Raw genomic sequence first — 18,959 nt, forward strand, 5'->3', positions numbered from 1 at the left:
CGCTTGCGTAGCGACCGTAAATCCTGAAACCCTGCTTTGCGGTTTTACGACGGCTTCGCCGCCGAACGCAGCCTTCGGCAGCGGCTACAGATCGGGGGCGGATCGGGGGTGAAACCGGGCGGCTTAACGCCGCCCGGGTCCGGGTCACAGATGGGATTCGGCGTATTCGGCCAGAATCGAACGAGGCACCCCTTGCAGGGCAATGTGCACGCCATTGGGGAAGTCTTTGAAACGCTCCGTCAGGTAGGTCAGCCCCGAACTGGTGGCCGACAGGTAAGGCGTATCAATCTGCGCCAGGTTGCCCAGGCACACCACTTTAGAGCCCGCACCCGCACGGGTAATGATGGTTTTCATCTGGTGCGGTGTCAGGTTCTGGCACTCATCAATCAAAATCAGGCTTTGCTGGAAGCTGCGGCCCCGAATGTAGTTCAGGGATTTGAACTGCAAAGGCACTTTGCTAAGGATGTAATCAACGCTGCCGTGAGTGCTTTCGTCCTCCATGTGCAGGGCTTCAAGGTTGTCGGTGATCGCGCCCAGCCAAGGTTCCATCTTCTCGGCTTCGGTGCCCGGCAAAAAGCCGATTTCCTGATCCAGCCCTTGTACGCTGCGGGTACAGATGATGCGCCGGTAGCGTTTGCTGACCATGGTTTGCTCAATGGCCGCCGCCAACGCCAGGATGGTTTTACCCGAACCCGCCGCACCCGACAGGTTGACCAGGTGAATATCCGGGTCCAGCAAGGCAAACAGCGCCAGCCCCTGATAAATGTCCCGAGGTTTGAGCCCCCAGGCTTCCTGATGCAGTAACGGCTCCTGATGCAAGTCGAGAATCAACAGGTGGTCTTTGCGAATTTCCTTGATCCAGCCGACAAAGCCCTGTTCATCAATGATGAACTCGTTGATATGCACAGCGGGCAAATTGTCCACCAGTTGTACCTGATGCCAGGTACGGCCATGCCCCTGACGGGTTTCAACTTTGCTGACACGGTCCCAGAAGGAGCCGGTCATGGTGTGATAGCCGCGAGACAGCATCGACACGTCATCAACCAATTGGTCGGTGCTGTAATCTTCGGCTTCGATCCCGCAGGCACGCGCCTTGAGGCGCATGTTGATGTCTTTGGTCACCAGCACCACATGCCAGTCGGGGCGACGGGCATGCAAGTCGATCAACTGGTTGATGATGATGTTGTCGTTGAGGTTTTCGGGCAGCAGCGTATTGGGTTCTCTGCGCTTGTTCATCAAGATGGAGAGGAAGCCTTTAGGGCCGCTTTTACCACGCTGGATGGGCACGCCTTTTTCGACATCTTCGGGGCAAGCAACGCCCAACAACTGATCGATCAGCCGGATCGCCTGGCGGCACTCCGCCGCCACCAGTAATTTACCGGCTTTAAGTTTGTCGAGTTCTTCGAGCACCGTCATCGGGATCGCGACGTGGTGTTCCTCGAAGTTGAGCAACGCGTTTGGATCGTGAATCAGAACATTGGTATCGAGTACATAAAGGATTGGCTGGTTGGAAGAAGGAATGCGTCCGTGATCATCCATACTCGGTCACCTTTGTGGGAGCCATTCGACGCAATACCTCAACAGTGCTGCGCCTCGAAGTGACTGCCTATTCACCTGAACCTGCCAGATGAATGTCCTGCCCGATGGGTCTTGGAAGACGCCACCTGTGTTGCAGGTTTCGGCTGTCTGTCTTCGTAATACTCCAAATTGTGTGACAAAAAAAAGCTTTTCTTGTGCTTTTTAACTATTTTTTTCTAACGGCCAAAATGGGCTTGGCGTCATCTGAAATCGCTACTAGGCTTAGTCATCACCTGAAACACAGTCATACGCTTTTGAACCAAAAATTGGCTATCTCTGCTTCAAATCGCCAAATTTATTCTGCTGACAAAAATGCCAGAACCCTCTGACAAAAAGCGCGGATGCGTCTTGTCCGCCCTCCTTGAAGGCGCACGTAAGCTTCGTGGCAGGCTGCTTTCAGCCTGATTCCTCAATGCTTAAGCCGAAGGAGGCCGTATGATCCCGATTTCCAAAACCCTGGAAGACATGCTGCGTGATATTTATAAAGACGCCAGCGTGTCTTTTACCGAATACCAACAACTTCGCGACAATGCAGACGAACGCATGGAGGCGGTCATTCGCGAGTTTGGCCTGCACAACAACATCACCGCCTTCCAAAAGGCGATGGACGTTGCCATGCAGTTGCTCCAGCTATCCGTGATTGATGCCAAAAAAGCCAAGCTCACTGACACCGGTGAGGCCATCGTCAAGGACGCTATCGTGGCTCAAGTTGAATACCTTCGCGTCGGTACCGACCTGGCCTTGCGCCTTCTGTGACGCCCTCGCCCGCCTTCACCGGCGGGCACTCCCTTCACGGGTGACCCATTGCCCCGCATTCTTGCCAGCCCAAACCGCTCTGGGCGGTCGCCTTCAGTAACCAAGGCACTGCGCTGCGCACTTTGTCTTGAGTGTCGTGAAAGGTAATCACCCCATGACGCCACAACAGCATCAGGGTCAACACCCGATGCGCCGACTGCTCGCCGGTGAGGCTGGCGGCCATGTCTTGCGAATCAATGTTCCACAAGGCCACTTGCAAACCATGAGACTTGAAAAATGCGCCGCTGTCTGCACGTCGATGCCCATAGGGGGGTCTGAACACAGGCACGTAATTGTCGGGTAGCTGCTGTTTGACCAGTGCGGTACTGCGCACAATCGAGTCCTGCCAGTCTTGCCAATGGCTGTGCGAGCGGTATTCCCAGCCTTGCACCCCAACGCACTGGCCCTTGTACAGCGATTGAACGGCCTGTTCAGAGGTTTTGCCGAGGCGCGCTTGCAGACTATTGCCGAGTACAAAGAAGGTCGCGCTCATGGATTGCTTGCGTAAGTAGTCGGTCAGCCAGTCTGTTGTGCCCGGTGACTGGCTGGGGCCACTGTCGAGCGTCAACATAAAGAGTCGGTCGCTCATTTGATCGCCGCTGAACTCCTGCTCACCGAACACAGCGACTTCACTGGCAATTTGCGGGAACAACGCCGCCATTCGCAGCTGTTCATCCAGATAACGGCGATGGAACTCACGGCTCGGCTCGGCCCATGCGGCGTAAAACGAGTCGTCGGCCACGACAAATTTGCCGGCCTGTTCGCGCAACGTGGGCATGTCTTCGACGTAGTAACAAAACGACGCATCCTGATCACAGCTCTGTTGGGCGGCGCTGTAGTTGGCCAACAGCCGTTGCCACATGCGTTCACGAACGGCGTCTATGGCGTCAATATTGATGTACTTCAGGTTGAGGCGCTGTTTGAGGGCGTCTGCATCCAGTGCCTCTGTGTCTAGCAAGGCATGGGCGAAAGTGAGGATTTCTGCGCGTGAGGCCACGTCAAACAGGGCCGGGCTGCTCAGTTGTTCCGGCCAAGTGCTGCGGTCCAGGGTGGCCGGTTCGTTGGGCGCCGCCATTGCACCTAGACACAACAGCCAGGTCGATAAAAAAAGAGCCACACGCACGGGTTGTTCTCCCAATAAAAAACTGCCAGCACTATAACTGCGGAGCTACAAGCCACAAGCCTCAAGCTTGAAGCTTGAAGCTTGAAGCTCTCTATAACGCTGATAGGTGGAGTCAAACCGCCCAACTCCCTACAATCGCACCCACGCTTAAAGGAGACGACCCCATGCTGATGGTGATTTCACCCGCTAAAACCCTCGATTACGAAACGCCGCCAGCCACTGCGCGCTTTACCTTGCCTCAGTACCTGGACCACTCGCAGGCGTTGATCGAGCAATTGCGTGAGTTAAGCCCGCAACAGATTGGCGAGCTGATGCACCTGTCCGATAAGCTTTCAGGCCTCAATGCTGCCCGTTTCGGCAGTTGGACACCCGACTTCACGCCCGAAAATGCCAAGCAGGCGCTGCTGGCCTTTAAAGGCGATGTGTACACCGGACTCAATGCTGTGGACTTCAATGAAGACGACTTTGACTATGCGCAAACCCATCTGCGTATGCTCTCGGGTCTTTACGGACTGTTGCGTGCGCTGGACTTGATGATGCCGTACCGGCTGGAGATGGGCACCAAGCTGGCTAACGCCCGCGGCAAGGACTTGTACGCCTTTTGGGGGACGCGAATCAGCGAATGGCTGAATGAAGCACTGGCCGAACAAGGCGACGATGTGTTGCTCAATCTGGCGTCCAACGAATACTTTTCAGCGGTCAAAAAATCAGCCTTGAACGCGCGCATCATCAATACCGAATTCAAGGACCTGAAGAACGGTCAGCACAAGATCATCAGCTTTTATGCGAAAAAAGCCCGAGGCATGATGAGCCGCTTTGTGATCAAGGAACGCATCAACAACCCTGAACACCTCAAGCAATTTGACGCTCAGGGGTATTGCTACAGTGCCGAGCAATCAAAACCCGACCTGCTGGTTTTTTTACGCGATCACGCCCCCGAATAACCCCTCCTTTTTTCGACGCACCTCAGCTCACTGAGGCTGCGTCACCCCTCGTTTCGCCCTCCCCACCCCTCGGTAAATATAAATTCACTCGACAAATCGGATTTTTTTTCATAGTGGCACCTAATTTTTTTTGAATAGTGGCACTTAACTATCGCAACGAATGAACTCCCTGCAACTAAAGGGCGAAACCTTTGGGGCCATCACTTTGCAACCAGTGCCATCATTTAAAACATATCCAGTAATAACTAAAAACGAGATAGGCGGGCCGGAACTATGTACCGAAGCACCGCTCATAGAATCCGTAACAATTATTACCGAGCTTGTAGGAAATGACTTACGCAGCATCCATAAAATAAACGCTTAACACGCTCTGGTTTGCCGGGGTGTGGTGATCAAAAGCGAATCACTACTCAACGTCTTCGTGCCATATAAATCAATGGCTTGAGGTATCCCCCTGCGTGTATCTGCGGAGGATGCCAAGCTGAATTGTCCTACAAGACATTAAGTAGCTGCACTTTTAAAGTGCAACTTAAACAGCGTTGAAACATAACAGTGCCTGTTTACGGTATTGCGGGTTACTTACGCCGTAATTCCAAGTTCGCCCTTATTTTTTAACTTAGGCCACTCAGTGGCTTGAACATGACAGAGGTCAATTACGATGCGCATCAGCATATTTGGTTTGGGTTACGTCGGCGCCGTTTGTGCCGGTTGTCTTTCTGCCCGCGGCCATGAAGTTATTGGCGTTGATATTTCTCAAGACAAGATTGACCTGATCAACCTCGGCAAATCGCCCATCGTTGAACCGGGCCTTGGCGAACTGTTGGCTCAGGGTATTCAAACAGGCCGTCTGCGCGGCACCACCAACTTTGCTTCGGCCATCCGTGACAGCGACCTGTCGATGATCTGCGTCGGCACGCCGAGCAAGAAAAACGGTGATCTGGAACTCAACTACATCGAAGCCGTGTGCCGCGAAATCGGCGCTGTGCTGCGTGAAAAAACCAGCCGCCACACCATCGTGGTGCGCAGCACTGTGTTGCCGGGCACTGTGAAAAATGTCGTGATCCCGATTCTCGAAGAATGCTCGGGCAAGAAAGCCGGTGTTGATTTCGGCGTCGCCGTAAACCCTGAATTCCTGCGCGAAAGCACGGCCATTGCCGACTACGACCAGCCGCCAATGACTGTCATCGGCGAGTTCGATACCGCCTCTGGCGATGTGCTGCAATCGCTGTACGAAGAACTCGACGCACCGATCATCCGCAAGGACATCGAAGTGGCCGAGATGATCAAGTACACCTGCAACGTATGGCACGCCACCAAAGTGACCTTCGCCAACGAAATCGGCAACATTGCCAAAGCAGTGGGTGTCGATGGCCGTGAAGTGATGAACGTGGTCTGCCAGGACAAAACCCTCAACCTGTCGCAGTACTACATGCGTCCGGGCTTCGCGTTCGGCGGCTCCTGCCTGCCTAAAGATGTCCGCGCCCTGACCTACCGCGCCGGTTCGCTGGATGTTCAAGCGCCGCTGCTCAACTCGCTGATGCGCAGTAACGAATCGCAAGTGCAGAACGCATTCGACATCGTTGCCAGCCACGACAAACGCAAAGTCGCCTTGCTCGGTTTGAGCTTTAAGGCCGGTACAGATGACCTGCGCGAAAGCCCGCTGGTTGAGCTGGCCGAAATGCTGATCGGTAAAGGCTACGACCTGAGCATCTACGACACCAACGTCGAATACGCCCGTGTGCACGGTTCGAACAAAGAGTACATCGAATCGAAAATCCCTCACGTGTCGTCCCTGCTCAACTCGGACTTCGACGCAGTGATCAATCACAGCGACGTGATCATTCTGGGTAACCGTGACGAGAAATTCCGTGCCCTGGCGCAAAACGCACCGGCCGGTAAACAAGTCATCGACCTGGTTGGCTTTATGGCCAAGGCGACTAGCACCACCAGCCGCACCGAAGGCATCTGCTGGTAACAGCAGCCGTCAGCTTCAAGCAGCACGTCGCAAGTTTACAGCGCTTCACTCGTAGCTTGCGGCTTGCAGCTCGAAGCCCTCTTCACCTTCGGATGACGCAAATGTCCAAGTTAAAAAACGTGTTACTTCAATCCGCGGGCTGGCTGTTTTTTCTAAGCCTGTTGATGGGCCTCGCGCTAGCGTTGCCGACCTCTACCTTTGACTCAGAGTCGAAGAACTTTATTTTCCTGATTGGCGCCGTGGGTATCTGGCGCTACTCAATGGGTGCCACGCATTTTCTGCGCGGCATGCTGTTTTTATATGTGGTGTACCCCCACTTGCGCCGCAAGGTACGCAAGCTGGGCAAGGCGGCTGACCCGTCTCATGTGTTTCTGATGGTCACCAGTTTTCGAATCGACGCACTGACCACCGCGCAGGTGTACAGCTCGGTGATTCGCGAAGCCATTGACTGCGGCCTGCCTACCACCGTGGTGTGTTCGCTGGTGGAAATGTCCGATGAGCTGCTGGTCAAAAGCATGTGGCAGCGCCTCAACCCGCCTGACCGCGTCAAGCTGGACTTTGTGCGCATTCCCGGCACCGGCAAACGTGACGGCCTGGCCTATGGCTTCCGCGCCATCTCGCGGCACATGCCCGACAACCGCGCAGTGGTAGCAGTGATCGACGGTGACACCGTGCTCGCTCAAGGCGTAGTGCGCAAAACCGTGCCGTGGTTCCAGCTGTTCGGCAATGTCGGCGGCCTGACCACTAACGAGTTCTGCGAAGTACGCGGCGGCTACATCATGAGCGAATGGCACAAACTGCGCTTTGCTCAACGCCACATCAACATGTGCTCGATGGCCCTGTCCAAGCGCGTCTTGACCATGACCGGACGCATGTCAGTGTTCCGTGCCAACGTGGTGACTGACCCCGACTTTATTGCCGATGTGGAAAGTGACTCGCTGCAACACTGGCGTCTGGGCCGCTTCAAGTTTTTGACCGGCGACGACAAGTCCAGCTGGTTCAGCCTGATGCGTCTGGGCTACGACACCTTTTACGTGCCGGACGCGGCGATCCATACCGTGGAACACCCGCCTGAAAAGAGCTTTATCAAAGCCAGCCGCAAGCTGATGTTCCGCTGGTACGGCAACAACCTGCGCCAGAACGCCCGCGCATTAGGGCTGGGTGTTAAACGCCTCGGTGCCTTCACCAGCCTGGTGCTGTTCGACCAGCGTGTGTCGATGTGGACCTCACTGCTGGGCCTGACCGTAGCGCTGATCGCTACGGCCAAATACGGCATCACGTTCCTTATTGCCTACCTGCTGTGGATTGGCATAACCCGCTTGATTCTGACCCTGTTGCTGGCCTGTTCTGGCCACAGCATCGGCCCGGCTTACCCGGTGATTCTCTATTACAACCAGATCGTTGGGGCACTGGTGAAGATCTACGTGTTCTTCCGCCTAGACCAACAATCCTGGACCCGTCAGGACACTAAATTGACCCGTGATCTGGCCAGCTTTCAACGTTGGTTCAACACCTGGTCGTCTCGAACCATGACCTTCTCGGCTGCCAGCATATTTGTTGCTGTGTTGCTGACGATGGTCTGAACCGACCCGACCGAATTAATCAGGAATAAGACCCATGAACACTCAAGTTAACGCCAACGTTGTCCACGAATCCGAAGCCCAGCGCCAGCATGCGCGGGTCAAAATCCCGGCCAAGCTGCGCTTTCTCACGGCCGAACGCGCGCCGATGGAAGCCAGCCTGATCGACCTCTCGGCCGGTGGCCTGAGCTTCAACGCGGCCAACCAGACGTTCAAAGTCGGCGACGTGTTTAAAGGCCGCCTGCAATTTCTGGTGGATAACCTCGGCCTGACCATGGACGTCGACCTGCTGGTGCGCAATGTTGACCGCCAGACTGGCCGCGTCGGCTGCCAGTTCCAGAACCTGGACCTGCAAGACATCGCCACCTTGCGCCACTTGATCACCTCGCACCTGAGTGGCGACATCGTGACCATGGGCGAAATGCTTGCCACCCTGCAACGTGACAACTTCACCAAAGCGCGCAAGGTCAAGGATGGCGGCAGCGGCATGAGCCCGTTCGGGCGCATGAAAGCCGTGGTGCTCAGCGCCGGTGTGTTTGTCGTCGGTCTGGTGGCGTTCGGTTTTATCGTCAAATCGGTGTACGGCCTGTATTTCGTCACCCACGCGCAATCGGCGCTGGTCAGCGTGCCCGCCTTGAACATCACCATGCCCCGCGATGGCACTGTGCAAAGCCTGGTCAAAGACGATCAGCTGGCCGCCAACGGCGCTCCGATCGCGACCTTCAGCACCAGCATGCTGGACGTGCTGAAAGGGCATCTGGACGAAAATCAGCTGCAACCGCAGAACATCGAAACCCTGTTCGGCAAGCAAATGACCGGCACCCTGACCTCGCCATGTGATTGCGTGGTAGCGGAGCAAGTGGTTGCCAATGGTCAATACGCCAGCAAAGGTGATGTGATCTTCAAACTGGTGCCGCGCACCAGCGAAGCCGGGATTGCCGCACGCTTCAGCTATCGCCAGTTCGGTGACGTACTGCCGGGTACCCGTGTGAACTTCCAGATTGCCGGTGAAGACGGCCAACGCAGCGGCAAGATCATCAGCAGCACCAGCCTTAACAGCGATGACCTGTCGTCTGACATTCGCGTGCAAATCAAACCTGACGCGCCGCTCGACAGCGCCCTGGCTGGCCGTCCGGTAGACGTGCGCAGCGACCGTGGGCCATCGTTGAACTGGTTGATCGACAAAGCCTCGGCTGCGGGTTTGTAAGCATGACAAACCCATCCCCCATTTCCGCACTTTACGGTGGCTTGGCAACCGATCGCAGCCTGCGGCAGCGGCTACAAGGGCCGGCGTTGTGCCTGCTGGCCATTGCATTGGCCGGTTGTGCGGGCCTGCCTGATCAGCGTCTGGCCAATGAAGCCCTGAAACGCGGCGACACCGCCACCGCTCAGCGTAACTATCAAGCGTTGTCGGATCTGGGCTACACCGAGGCGCAGGTCGGACTGGCGGACATCTGGATGACGAATCCAGACGCCGATCAGCTGAAGAAAGCCGAAGCCGCTTACCGCGCGGCCGCACAAACCTCACCCCGTGCTCAGGGCCGTCTTGGCCGCCTGCTGGCAACCAAGCCCGATGCGACCGAGGCCGAGCTGCTTGAAGCACAGGGCTTGCTCGAACAATCCCTGGGCAACGCCGGTTATTACCCCGAGCTGGCCGCGATTTACCAAAAACGCGGTCAAACCGAGCAACTGGCCGAGCTGGTCAAGCAGTTGCAAGGCGCGTATCGCAGTGGAGCAGCCTCGGCCAAGAAGGTCGACGGTGTAGCCCGGGTATTGGCCGATCCGACGTTGGGCACGCCCGATCCCGAGACGGCTAAATCGCTACTGGAAAATATCGCCCCCGGTTACCCCGCCGCCTGGGTCAGCCTGGCGCAATTGCTCTATGACTTCCCGGATCAGGGCGACACCGCTCAGTTGCAGGAATACCTGGACAACGGCCGCGCCGCCGATCTACCCCGCGCCGAGCTGTTGCTGGGGCGGATGTATTACGACGGCAAGTGGATAACCCCGGACGCGAAAAAAGCCGAGGCGCACTTCCAGCGTGCCGTGGACAAAGAAGTCGCGGCGGATTACTACCTGGGTCAGATTTACCGTCGCGGTTATCTGGGCCAGGTGTATCCGCAAAAAGCCCTCGACCATTTGCTCAAGGCTGCACGTAACGGCCAAAACAGCGCCGACTTCGCCATCGCCCAGTTGTTCTCCCAAGGCAAAGGCACTCAGCCCAACCTGCTGAACGCTTATGTATTCGGCCAACTGGCGAAACTCCAGGACACCCCGCAGGGCAATGAACTGGCGAGCCAGCTCGACGAGCAACTGCCGCCTGAACAACGCGCCGAGGCCGAACGCCTGCTGGAAAAAGAACGCACCCTGCGCGCCAACCTGTTGCTGCGTGCACAGCTAGAACAAGAACACGGCGAGGAAGCCCTATGACCCTCAATCCCTTTGTGAAAGCGGGCATTGGCCTGTCTTTCGCGCTGCTGTGGTCATGCCCGACCCTGGCCGCCCTGACCGATGAAAAGAACTTCGGCCTTGAGACCAAAATCACCGCGCAGTCCGAAGACGACCGCGACCTTGGCACCCGTGACGGCGGTGACGTCAACGGTATCGCCCTTGACCTGCGCCCATGGGCGTATTTCGAGCATGGCAACTGGAGTGCCTACGTGATGGGGCAGGCGGTGACGTCCAGCGACATCATCGAAACCGACACCCTGCAACAGGCCGATGAGCAACAAACCAGCAGCAACGATTCGCGCACCCCGGATAAAAGCTACCTGGCCCTGCGTGAATTCTGGGTCGGCTACAAAGGCTTCACCGCCTACCCCGGCGAAGAGCTGCGATTGGGTCGCCAGCGCCTGCGCAACGACGACGGCCTGTGGCGCGACACCAATATTGAAGCGCTGAACTGGACGTTCGACACCACCTTGCTGAAGGCTAATCTGGGCGCCGCTGAACGCTTCAGCGAGTACCGCACCGACCTTCACGATCTGGCCCCGGATGACAAGGATCGCCTGCACCTGTTCGGTGATATTTCGGCACAGTGGACACCTGGCCAATGGGTCGGCCTGCGCGCGCATCACACCCACGACGATGGCAAGCTCAAGCATCAGGGTGAAGAAGTCGACGCACTGGATAAAACCGAGAACGGTGACCTGACCTGGCTCGGCATCGAAGCCAACAGCGACGCTTACAACTACCGCAACACCAACACCGTCAATTACTGGGCCAGCCTCACCGGCATGACCGGCAAACGTGACAACTTGGCCACGTCCAGTGTGGACGGGCGCACGCTGGCGGGTGACAAAACCAGTGACAACGTAGACGGCTGGGCCACCGATCTGGGCATTCGCTTGCGCCTTGATCCGAACTGGCAAGTCGGTGCGGCCTATTCGCGCGCCAGCGCCGATTACCAACAGACTGGCCTTGAGAGCAACCGCTCGAACTTCACCGGCACCCGCTCGCGGGTTCACCGTTTTGGTGAGGCATTCCGTGGCGAAATGCAGAACATGCAGAGCGCCAGCGTGTTCACCTCGTGGCAACTGCGCGACGACTATGATGCCTCGCTGGTCTACCACAAGTTCTGGCGCGTAGACGCCAGCAAACCGGTGGGCAGTAACGGTATCAACGCCGTTGAAAACACTGAAGACCCTACCAGCGGCTTGCTGTCCAGCACGTCACTGCCGTTGATCGACGGTAAAAACGACCTCGGTCAGGAAATGGATCTGGTGGTCACCAAGTACTTTAAACAGGGCCTGCTGCCAGCGGCATTGAGCCAGTCGATTGACGAACCTTCAGCGCTGGTGCGCTTTCGTGGCGGCGTGTTCAAGCCGGGCGATGCCTACGGCAAGAACGTCGACTCGTACATGCACCGCGCGTTTGTTGACGTGATCTGGCGCTTCTGATGACTACGCCAACGGGAGTGCGTGACATGAATCATCCTGCCCACAAAGGCGCGATCAGCCTGCTGGCTGGCGCGCTACTGCTGGCCAGTTCGGCCGCCTTTGCCTCCGTCTCGCCGGTAGAGCAGACGGTGGCCAAAGAGCTGCAACAAGCCAAAACCTACACCGTCAGCACCGCCCCGTCGGCGCCGCTGGACATTGCCAAGCCCGCCCTGCCCGACCTGTCGGGCTACACCCGCGAAGCCGCTGCGGCCAAGATTGTGCGCAGCAAAGCCGGCAAAGTCAGTGTGCGCCGCATGATGCAAGAAAACGCCCTGAAAGACTTTATCGGCGGCGATAACAAAATGGCCGAATGGGTGGTGCGCCAAGGCGGTATTCCCCAGGCGATTTTCATCGACGACGGCTATGTAAACCTCAAGGATCTGGCCAAACGCCTGCCCAAACAATACTTCAGTGAAACCGCACCGGGTGTGTACCTGGCGCGCTTGCCGATTGTGGTCGGGCATCAAGGCATTCTGGACATCGACAGCAGCACCAAAGAGCTGCGCCTGTCCGAAGAGGGCGGCTCCTTTATGGTCAACGATGGCCAGTTGTTTGTGCGTGACACCCAAGTCACTGGCTGGCGTGAAAAGGCCAACGGCCCGGCCACTTTCCGCGACGCAAAAGAATTTCGTCCGTTCCTGCTGGCCTGGGGCGGCACCCAGACCTACATCGTCAACAGCAAGATGGCCAGCTTTGGCTACGCCAACAGTAAGTCGTACGGGGTGAGTATTTCTCAGTACACGCCCAACATGGCCAAGGTGGTCAAACGCGATGAGCCCACGGGCTGGATCGTCGACTCCGAGTTCTCGGACATGTGGTACGGCTTCTACTGCTACGAAACCCGCGACTTTGTGGTTAAGGGCAGCACTTACCGCGACAACATCGTCTACGGCATTGACCCCCATGACCGTTCACACGGCCTGATCATTGCCGAGAACGACGTGTTCGGTACAAAACGCAAACACGGCATCATCATTTCCCGTGAAGTGGATGACAGCTTCATCTTCAACAACCGCAGCCACAACAACAAATTGTCGGGGCTGGTGATCGACCGTAACAGCGTTAACAACCTGATCGCCGACAACGAGATTTTCCAGAACCACACCGATGGCATCACCCTCTATGAGAGCGGCGACAACCTGTTGTGGGGCAACAAGGTTTTCAACAACCGTCGCCACGGCATCCGGGTGCGTAACAGCGTGAATATTCGCTTGTATGAAAACCTCTCGATGGCCAACGGTCTGACGGGCGTTTACGGCCACATCAAAGACCTGAGCGACACCGACCGCGATATTCACCTCGACCCGTTCGACACCGAAGTGTCGCTGATTCTGGTGGGTGGCGAGCTGGCCGGTAACGGCAGCGGCCCATTAAGCATCGATTCGCCTCTGAGCATCGAGCTGTACCGGGTGTCGATGCTGGCCCCGACCAAATCCAGCGGTATCAGCCTGAACGGGATTCTGGGTGAGCGTCAGGACGAGATTCTCGACCTGATGGTGCGCCAGCAAAAAGCCGTGTTGATCGACCCCGTTGAACGCCAGACTGAAATGCGCGACTGAGGATGACTGTTATGCCCCCCCATTTGATCACGTTGCTGACCGCCGGCCTTCTGCTTGCCAGCGCAGGCGTGCAAGCCGATGAAATCGAAGCCCCGACGTTCACCGCCGAGGAGTGCTGCAACCTGTGCCCCGAAGCCCACGACGCGAAGAACTACACCACGCGTTACCAGCAAAACTTCACCACGTTGGTGCAGGCCAAAGGTGACTGGTTGTTCCGCACCCAGGAAGACCTGCGCACCCAATTCGAAACCACGCCCGCAGGCTACAAGCGCATGCAGCAACTGCACGATGCGTTCAAAAGCAAAGGGGTGGAATTGGTCGTGGTTTACCAGCCGACTCGCGGGCTGGTCAATCGCAGTAAATTGATGCCAGCCGAGCGCGCATCATTCGACTACGACACGGCCCTGAAAAACTATCAGGCCATGCTCGGGCGCTTTGCCAAAATGGGCTACTACGTGCCCGACCTGTCACCGTTGACCGACGAGCAACAGGCGCACGATTTCTACTTCCGCGGTGACCAGCACTGGACACCTTACGGCGCCGAGCGCACGGCCAAAATCGTTGCCGAAACGGTGAAAAAAATCCCCGGCTTTGCCGACATTCCCCAGCGCGAGTTTGAAACCAAAATTTCCGGGCGCATGGGCAAAACCGGCACCCTGCACAACATGGCCGGGCAACTGTGCGGCACCAGTTACGCCGTGCAGTACATGGATCAGTTCAGCACCGAGCCCAAAGGCGAAGCGGGCGACGGCGACCTGTTCAGTGACGAGGCCAACCCTCAGATCACCTTGGTGGGCACCAGCCACAGCGGCAAAAACTACAACTTTGCCGGGTTCCTGGAGCAATACATCGGCGCTGACGTGCTCAATGTCGCCTTCCCCGGCGGCGGTCTCGAAGGGTCGATGTTGCAGTACCTGGGCAGCGACGAGTTCCAGAAGACCCCGCCCAAGGTGCTGATCTGGGAATTCTCGCCGCTGTACCGTCTCGATCAGGAAGTCACCTACCGCCAGATGATGTCGCTGCTGGACAACGGTTGTGAAGGCAAGCCTGCACTGTTGAGCAAGAGCACCACACTCAAGCCCGGCACCAACCAGCTATTGGTCAATGGCACCAACAAGCCGTTGCACAACGCCAACCATCAAATTGACATCCGCTTCGCCGACCCGTCGGTGAAAACCTTGCAAGCCACCCTCTGGTATATGAACGGTCGCCACGAGACTCTGAAAATCGACAAGCCGACAACCTCCGACACAGACGGACGTTTCGCCTTTGAACTGCGCACCGATGAAGACTGGGCCGACCAGAACCTGCTAGCCCTTGAAATTCAGGGCCCGGATGACGCGGGTGACGCGCAGCAAGTCGAAGCCAAACTCTGCACACGCAACGTATTCCCCTCCTCTGCGCAGCACACCGCGCAGGCCGGACGATGAGGTTTCTGATGCCTACTGCACCGATCAACTTACGCACACTGCTGGCGCCGACCCTGTTGGGCTTGGCGATGTTTGCCAGCAACGCCCACGCGGCCGCGCCCCTGCGGCCTCCGCAGGGGTATTACGCCCCGATCGAAGCCTTTAAAACGGGCGACTTCAAAAACGACTGCACGGCCATGCCGCAGCCGTATACCGACAAGCTGGAATTTCGCAGCAAATACGAAGGTTCGGACAAGGCCCGTTCCACCCTGAATGTGGATTCGGAAAAAGCCTTTCGTGAAGCCACCAAGGGCATTACCACACTGGAGCGCGGCACCAGTAAACAGGTCATGCAATTTATGCGCGACGGCCGCCCCGAGCAGCTCGATTGCACATTGAACTGGCTGAGCGCCTGGGCCCAGGCCGATGCGTTGATGAGCAAAGACTTCAACCACACCGGCAAGTCCATGCGCAAATGGGCGCTGGGCAGCATGGCCTCGTCTTACTTGCGCCTGAAGTTTTCCGAGTCGCAACCGTTGGCCAAACACCCTGAGCAGGCGCAGATGATCGAAGCCTGGTTCAGCAAAATGGCCGATCAAGTGGTCAGCGACTGGGATGACCTGCCATTGGTCAAAACCAACAACCACTCGTACTGGGCCGCCTGGTCAGTGATGGCCACGTCCGTCGCCACCAACCGCCGTGACCTGTTCGACTGGTCGGTGAAAGAGTTCAAGGTGGGCGCCAATCAGGTCGACGCCCAAGGTTATTTGCCCAACGAGATGAAACGTCAGCAACGGGCACTGGCTTACCACAACTACGCCCTGCCGCCGTTGGCGATGATCGCCAGCTTTGCGCTGGTCAATGGCGTGGACCTGCGCAACGAAAACAATGCAGCGCTCAAACGCCTGGGCGAACGGGTGTTGAGCGGGGTGAAAGACCCGGACGAGTTTGAAGACAAGAACGGCAAAGAACAGGACATGACCGACCTGAAGGTGGACGCCAAATTCGCTTGGCTGGAACCGTTCTGCACGCTCTACACCTGCGCGCCTGATGTGATTGAACGCAAGCGCGAGATGCAACCGTTCAAGACATTTCGACTGGGCGGGGATTTGACCAAGGTGTACGACCCGGCTCACGACAAAGGCAAATAACGCGGCCCTCACCCTAGCCCTCTCCCAGAGGGAGAGGGGACTAAAAGCAAAAGCAAACAAAGCCCCTCTCCCTCTGAGAGAGGGGACTAAAGGCAAAAGCAGATCTGCGCAACACCACACATCTGCCCCCTCTCCCTCTGGGAGAGGGCTGGGGTGAGGGTCGATCAAACGACACCCTCCCCCCAAAAGAAACACAAACACCCTCCCACTATTCACGGGGGGGTTTGGGGGGGCTGAGCCCTTTACTGTTGGTCCACACGGAGAGGTCAGGATGGTTTTTTCATCCAATGTGTTCCTGTTTTTATTTTTACCGGTGTTTCTCGCCCTCTATTACTTGAGCGGCCAACGCTATCGCAACCTGCTGTTGCTGATCGCCAGCTATGTGTTCTATGCCTGGTGGCGCGTGGACTTTTTGGCGCTGTTTATCGGTGTCACCGTCTGGAACTACTGGATCGGCCTCAAAGTCGGTGCCGCCGGTGTGCGCACCAAACCCGCACAACGCTGGCTATTGCTGGGCGTGGTGGTCGATCTGGCGATTCTCGGTTATTTCAAGTACGCCAACTTCGGCGTCGACAGCATCAACGCGATGATGAATTCGGCCGGTCTCGACCCGTTTATCCTCACTCACGTGCTGCTGCCGATCGGTATCTCGTTCTACATTTTCGAGTCCATCAGCTACATCATCGACGTGTACCGCGGTGACACCCCGGCCACCCGCAACCTGATCGATTTTGCCGCGTTTGTGGCGATCTTCCCGCACCTGATCGCCGGCCCCGTGCTGCGCTTTCGTGACCTGGCCGATCAGTTCAACAACCGCACCCACACCCTCGACAAGTTCAGCGAAGGTGCCACGCGGTTTATGCAGGGCTTTATCAAAAAGGTGTTTATTGCCGACACCCTGGCCGTGGTCGCCGATCACTGTTTCGCCTTGCAGAACCCAACCACGGGCGATGCCTGGCTCGGCGCTCTGGCCTACACCGCGCAGTTGTATTTTGACTTCTCCGGTTACAGCGACATGGCCATCGGCCTGGGCTTGATGATGGGTTTCCGCTTTATGGAAAACTTCAAACAGCCGTACATCAGTCAGTCGATCACCGAGTTCTGGCGGCGCTGGCACATCAGCCTCTCCACGTGGCTGCGCGACTACCTGTACATCACGCTGGGCGGTAACCGTAAAGGCACGCTGACCACCTACCGCAACCTGTTCCTGACCATGTTGCTGGGCGGTCTGTGGCACGGCGCGAACATCACCTACATCCTCTGGGGTGCCTGGCACGGCATGTGGTTGGCGATCGAAAAAGCCTTGGGCCTGAACACCAACCCACGTGCGCTCAATCCGATTCGCTGGGCGCTGACCTTCCTGATCGTGGTGATCGGCTGGGTGATTTTCCGCGCCGAAAACTTGCACGTGGCTGGCCGCATGTATGGCGCCATGTTCAGCTTTAGCGACTGGTCGCTGTCGGAACTGACCCGCGCCAACCTCACCGGCCTGCAAGTGGCAACGCTGGTGGTGGCTTACCTGACGCTGGCCTTCTTCGGCCTGCGCGACCTGTACCGCCGACCGACCGAACTGGACGTCAGCAAGGCGCAGACGCTGCCAGCCGACTGGTCACGCTACGCACTGCGCAGTGTTATCGGCCTGCTGTTTATGGCTTCGATTTTCAAACTTTCGGCGCAAAGCTTCTCGCCGTTCCTGTACTTCCAGTTCTAAGGGGAGCCGACCATGAACCGAACATTACGCATCGTCTACGTCACCAGCTTCTGCGGCCTGTTACTGGGGTTGGGAGCGGTCTCGCTGCGCAGCTTTATGGGCTTCAGCACACCGCCCGAAACCACCGTGCTCAACGGTCATTGGAGCAAAGCGGTCGAGACCCACTACGACGACGAGTTCCCGATCAAGCGGCTGGGCACCAACCTTTGGGCCGCGCTGGATTTCACCTTGTTCAATGAAGGCCGTCCGGGTGTGATTCTGGGGCGCGATCAGTGGCTGTTCAGCGATGAAGAGTTCAAACCCTGGCCGAATGCCGAACACAACGTGTCGAGCAATTACGCGCTGGTTGAAGGCGTACGCCAAACCTTGAAAGCCCACGGCGTTAAGCTAGTGATGGCTGTGGTGCCGTCCAAAGTGCGCTTGTACCCCGAGCACATGGGCGACAAACGCCCTGCGTCGATCCATGCCGACCTGTACCGCGACTTTCATGCGCAACTGGCGGCCAGCCAAGTGATCGCCCCTGATCTGCTCGGCCCGCTGCAACAGGCCAAACAGGCAGGCGCGCAGGTGTTTTTGCGCACTGACACGCACTGGACGCCAGACGGTGCGCAAATCGCCGCACAGCAACTGGCCAAGGCAGTCGGTGCTCAGTTCCCCCTGAGCGGCGAGCCGCAGCAGTTTGTCACCGAAGTTGAAACCACCGAGCAGCACAACGGCGATCTGGAGCGTTTCTTGCCACTGGACCCGCTGTTCAGCCACCTGCTGCCGCCGTCCGAACCGCTGGAAAAACGCACCACCCGCGTCGCTGACGGCGCCCCTGAAAGCGCCGACAGCTTGTTCGCCGACAGCGAAGTGCCGGTCACGCTGGTGGGCACCAGCTACAGCGCCAACGCCAACTGGAACTTTGTCGGTGCCTTGAAACAAGCGCTGCGCAGCGACGTGATCAACGACTCCAAGGACGGCCACGGCCCCATCCTGCCGATGCTCGCCTACCTGAAAAGCGATGCCTTCAAGAACACCCCGCCGCAAGTACTGATCTGGGAATTCCCGGAGCGTTACTTGCCGGTCGACAACGAAATTGGCGACGTCGATCCCGAATGGGTCGCGAGCTTGAAAGAAGCCGGCGCACGCGCGCCGCAACTTGCACAGAACACAGCCAAATCCGAGACGCCCAACCGGGCGCAAAACTGAAAGAG

14 protein-coding genes are annotated in these 18,959 nt (G+C 57.4%); 12 read left to right on the plus strand and 2 right to left on the minus strand.

The features are described from left to right. Positions 1-144 precede the first annotated feature (144 nt). Positions 145-1,539 (minus strand): PhoH family protein, encoded by a 1,395-nt coding sequence (locus tag ACI7MX_RS01530; protein WP_405588799.1) that lies wholly within the window; start codon positions 1,537-1,539, stop codon positions 145-147. A 474-nt stretch (positions 1,540-2,013) separates the two neighbouring features. Here ACI7MX_RS01530 and ACI7MX_RS01535 point away from each other — a divergent pair, with 474 nt between their 5' ends. After that, positions 2,014-2,334 carry a hypothetical protein gene (locus ACI7MX_RS01535; RefSeq protein WP_314485564.1) on the plus strand — a complete coding sequence of 107 codons (321 nt, stop codon included), beginning with the start codon at positions 2,014-2,016 and terminating at the stop codon, positions 2,332-2,334. Between the two features lie 34 nt (positions 2,335-2,368). On the opposite strand, the gene ACI7MX_RS01540 is transcribed toward ACI7MX_RS01535, so the two are convergent. Further along, a complete protein-coding gene (locus ACI7MX_RS01540; protein WP_405588796.1) occupies positions 2,369-3,496 on the minus strand; it encodes a polysaccharide deacetylase family protein in 1,128 nt (375 codons plus the stop codon). Between the two features lie 164 nt (positions 3,497-3,660). Here ACI7MX_RS01540 and yaaA point away from each other — a divergent pair, with 164 nt between their 5' ends. The 11 genes from yaaA (at position 3,661) to ACI7MX_RS01595 (ending at position 18,954) form a co-directional block, all read left to right on the plus strand. After that, entirely contained in the window at positions 3,661-4,440 is a 780-nt protein-coding gene (gene yaaA / locus ACI7MX_RS01545; protein ID WP_314485560.1) for a peroxide stress protein YaaA, read from the plus strand. A 658-nt stretch (positions 4,441-5,098) separates the two neighbouring features. Continuing rightward, the gene (locus ACI7MX_RS01550) at positions 5,099-6,415 is read left to right on the plus strand and encodes a nucleotide sugar dehydrogenase (RefSeq protein ID WP_314485557.1); all 1,317 of its coding nucleotides are present in this window, start codon (positions 5,099-5,101) and stop codon (positions 6,413-6,415) included. Positions 6,416-6,516: 101 nt separating this feature from the next. Next, complete coding sequence (gene alg8 / locus ACI7MX_RS01555; RefSeq protein WP_122786469.1) at positions 6,517-7,998, plus strand: mannuronan synthase; 1,482 nt, start codon at positions 6,517-6,519, stop codon at positions 7,996-7,998. Between the two features lie 34 nt (positions 7,999-8,032). Next, a complete protein-coding gene (locus tag ACI7MX_RS01560; RefSeq protein ID WP_314485554.1) occupies positions 8,033-9,202 on the plus strand; it encodes an alginate biosynthesis protein Alg44 in 1,170 nt (389 codons plus the stop codon). 2 nt (positions 9,203-9,204) lie between these two features. Further along, positions 9,205-10,425: an alginate biosynthesis protein AlgK gene (locus tag ACI7MX_RS01565; protein ID WP_405588791.1), complete on the plus strand. Its 1,221-nt coding sequence runs from the start codon at positions 9,205-9,207 to the stop codon at positions 10,423-10,425. Next, positions 10,422-11,894: an alginate export family protein gene (locus ACI7MX_RS01570; protein ID WP_405588788.1), complete on the plus strand. Its 1,473-nt coding sequence runs from the start codon at positions 10,422-10,424 to the stop codon at positions 11,892-11,894. The genes ACI7MX_RS01565 and ACI7MX_RS01570 overlap by 4 nt, the downstream gene beginning before the upstream one ends. Positions 11,895-11,920: 26 nt before the next feature. Then, a complete protein-coding gene (algG, locus tag ACI7MX_RS01575) occupies positions 11,921-13,492 on the plus strand; it encodes a mannuronan 5-epimerase AlgG (RefSeq protein WP_405588785.1) in 1,572 nt (523 codons plus the stop codon). Positions 13,493-13,503: 11 nt separating this feature from the next. Then, positions 13,504-14,922 carry an alginate O-acetyltransferase gene (locus ACI7MX_RS01580; protein WP_405588782.1) on the plus strand — a complete coding sequence of 473 codons (1,419 nt, stop codon included), beginning with the start codon at positions 13,504-13,506 and terminating at the stop codon, positions 14,920-14,922. Positions 14,923-14,930: 8 nt separating this feature from the next. Beyond that, a complete protein-coding gene (locus tag ACI7MX_RS01585; protein WP_405588779.1) occupies positions 14,931-16,052 on the plus strand; it encodes a mannuronate-specific alginate lyase in 1,122 nt (373 codons plus the stop codon). A 271-nt stretch (positions 16,053-16,323) separates the two neighbouring features. Continuing rightward, positions 16,324-17,763, plus strand: coding sequence for an MBOAT family protein (locus ACI7MX_RS01590; RefSeq protein WP_314485545.1), 1,440 nt, complete (start codon positions 16,324-16,326; stop codon positions 17,761-17,763). 12 nt (positions 17,764-17,775) lie between these two features. Then, positions 17,776-18,954 carry an alginate O-acetyltransferase gene (locus ACI7MX_RS01595; RefSeq protein WP_314485544.1) on the plus strand — a complete coding sequence of 393 codons (1,179 nt, stop codon included), beginning with the start codon at positions 17,776-17,778 and terminating at the stop codon, positions 18,952-18,954. Positions 18,955-18,959 lie beyond the last annotated feature (5 nt).

The sequence above is a fragment of the Pseudomonas sp. 2024-210 genome, from assembly GCF_045062345.1.
GTDB lineage: Bacteria > Pseudomonadota > Gammaproteobacteria > Pseudomonadales > Pseudomonadaceae > Aquipseudomonas.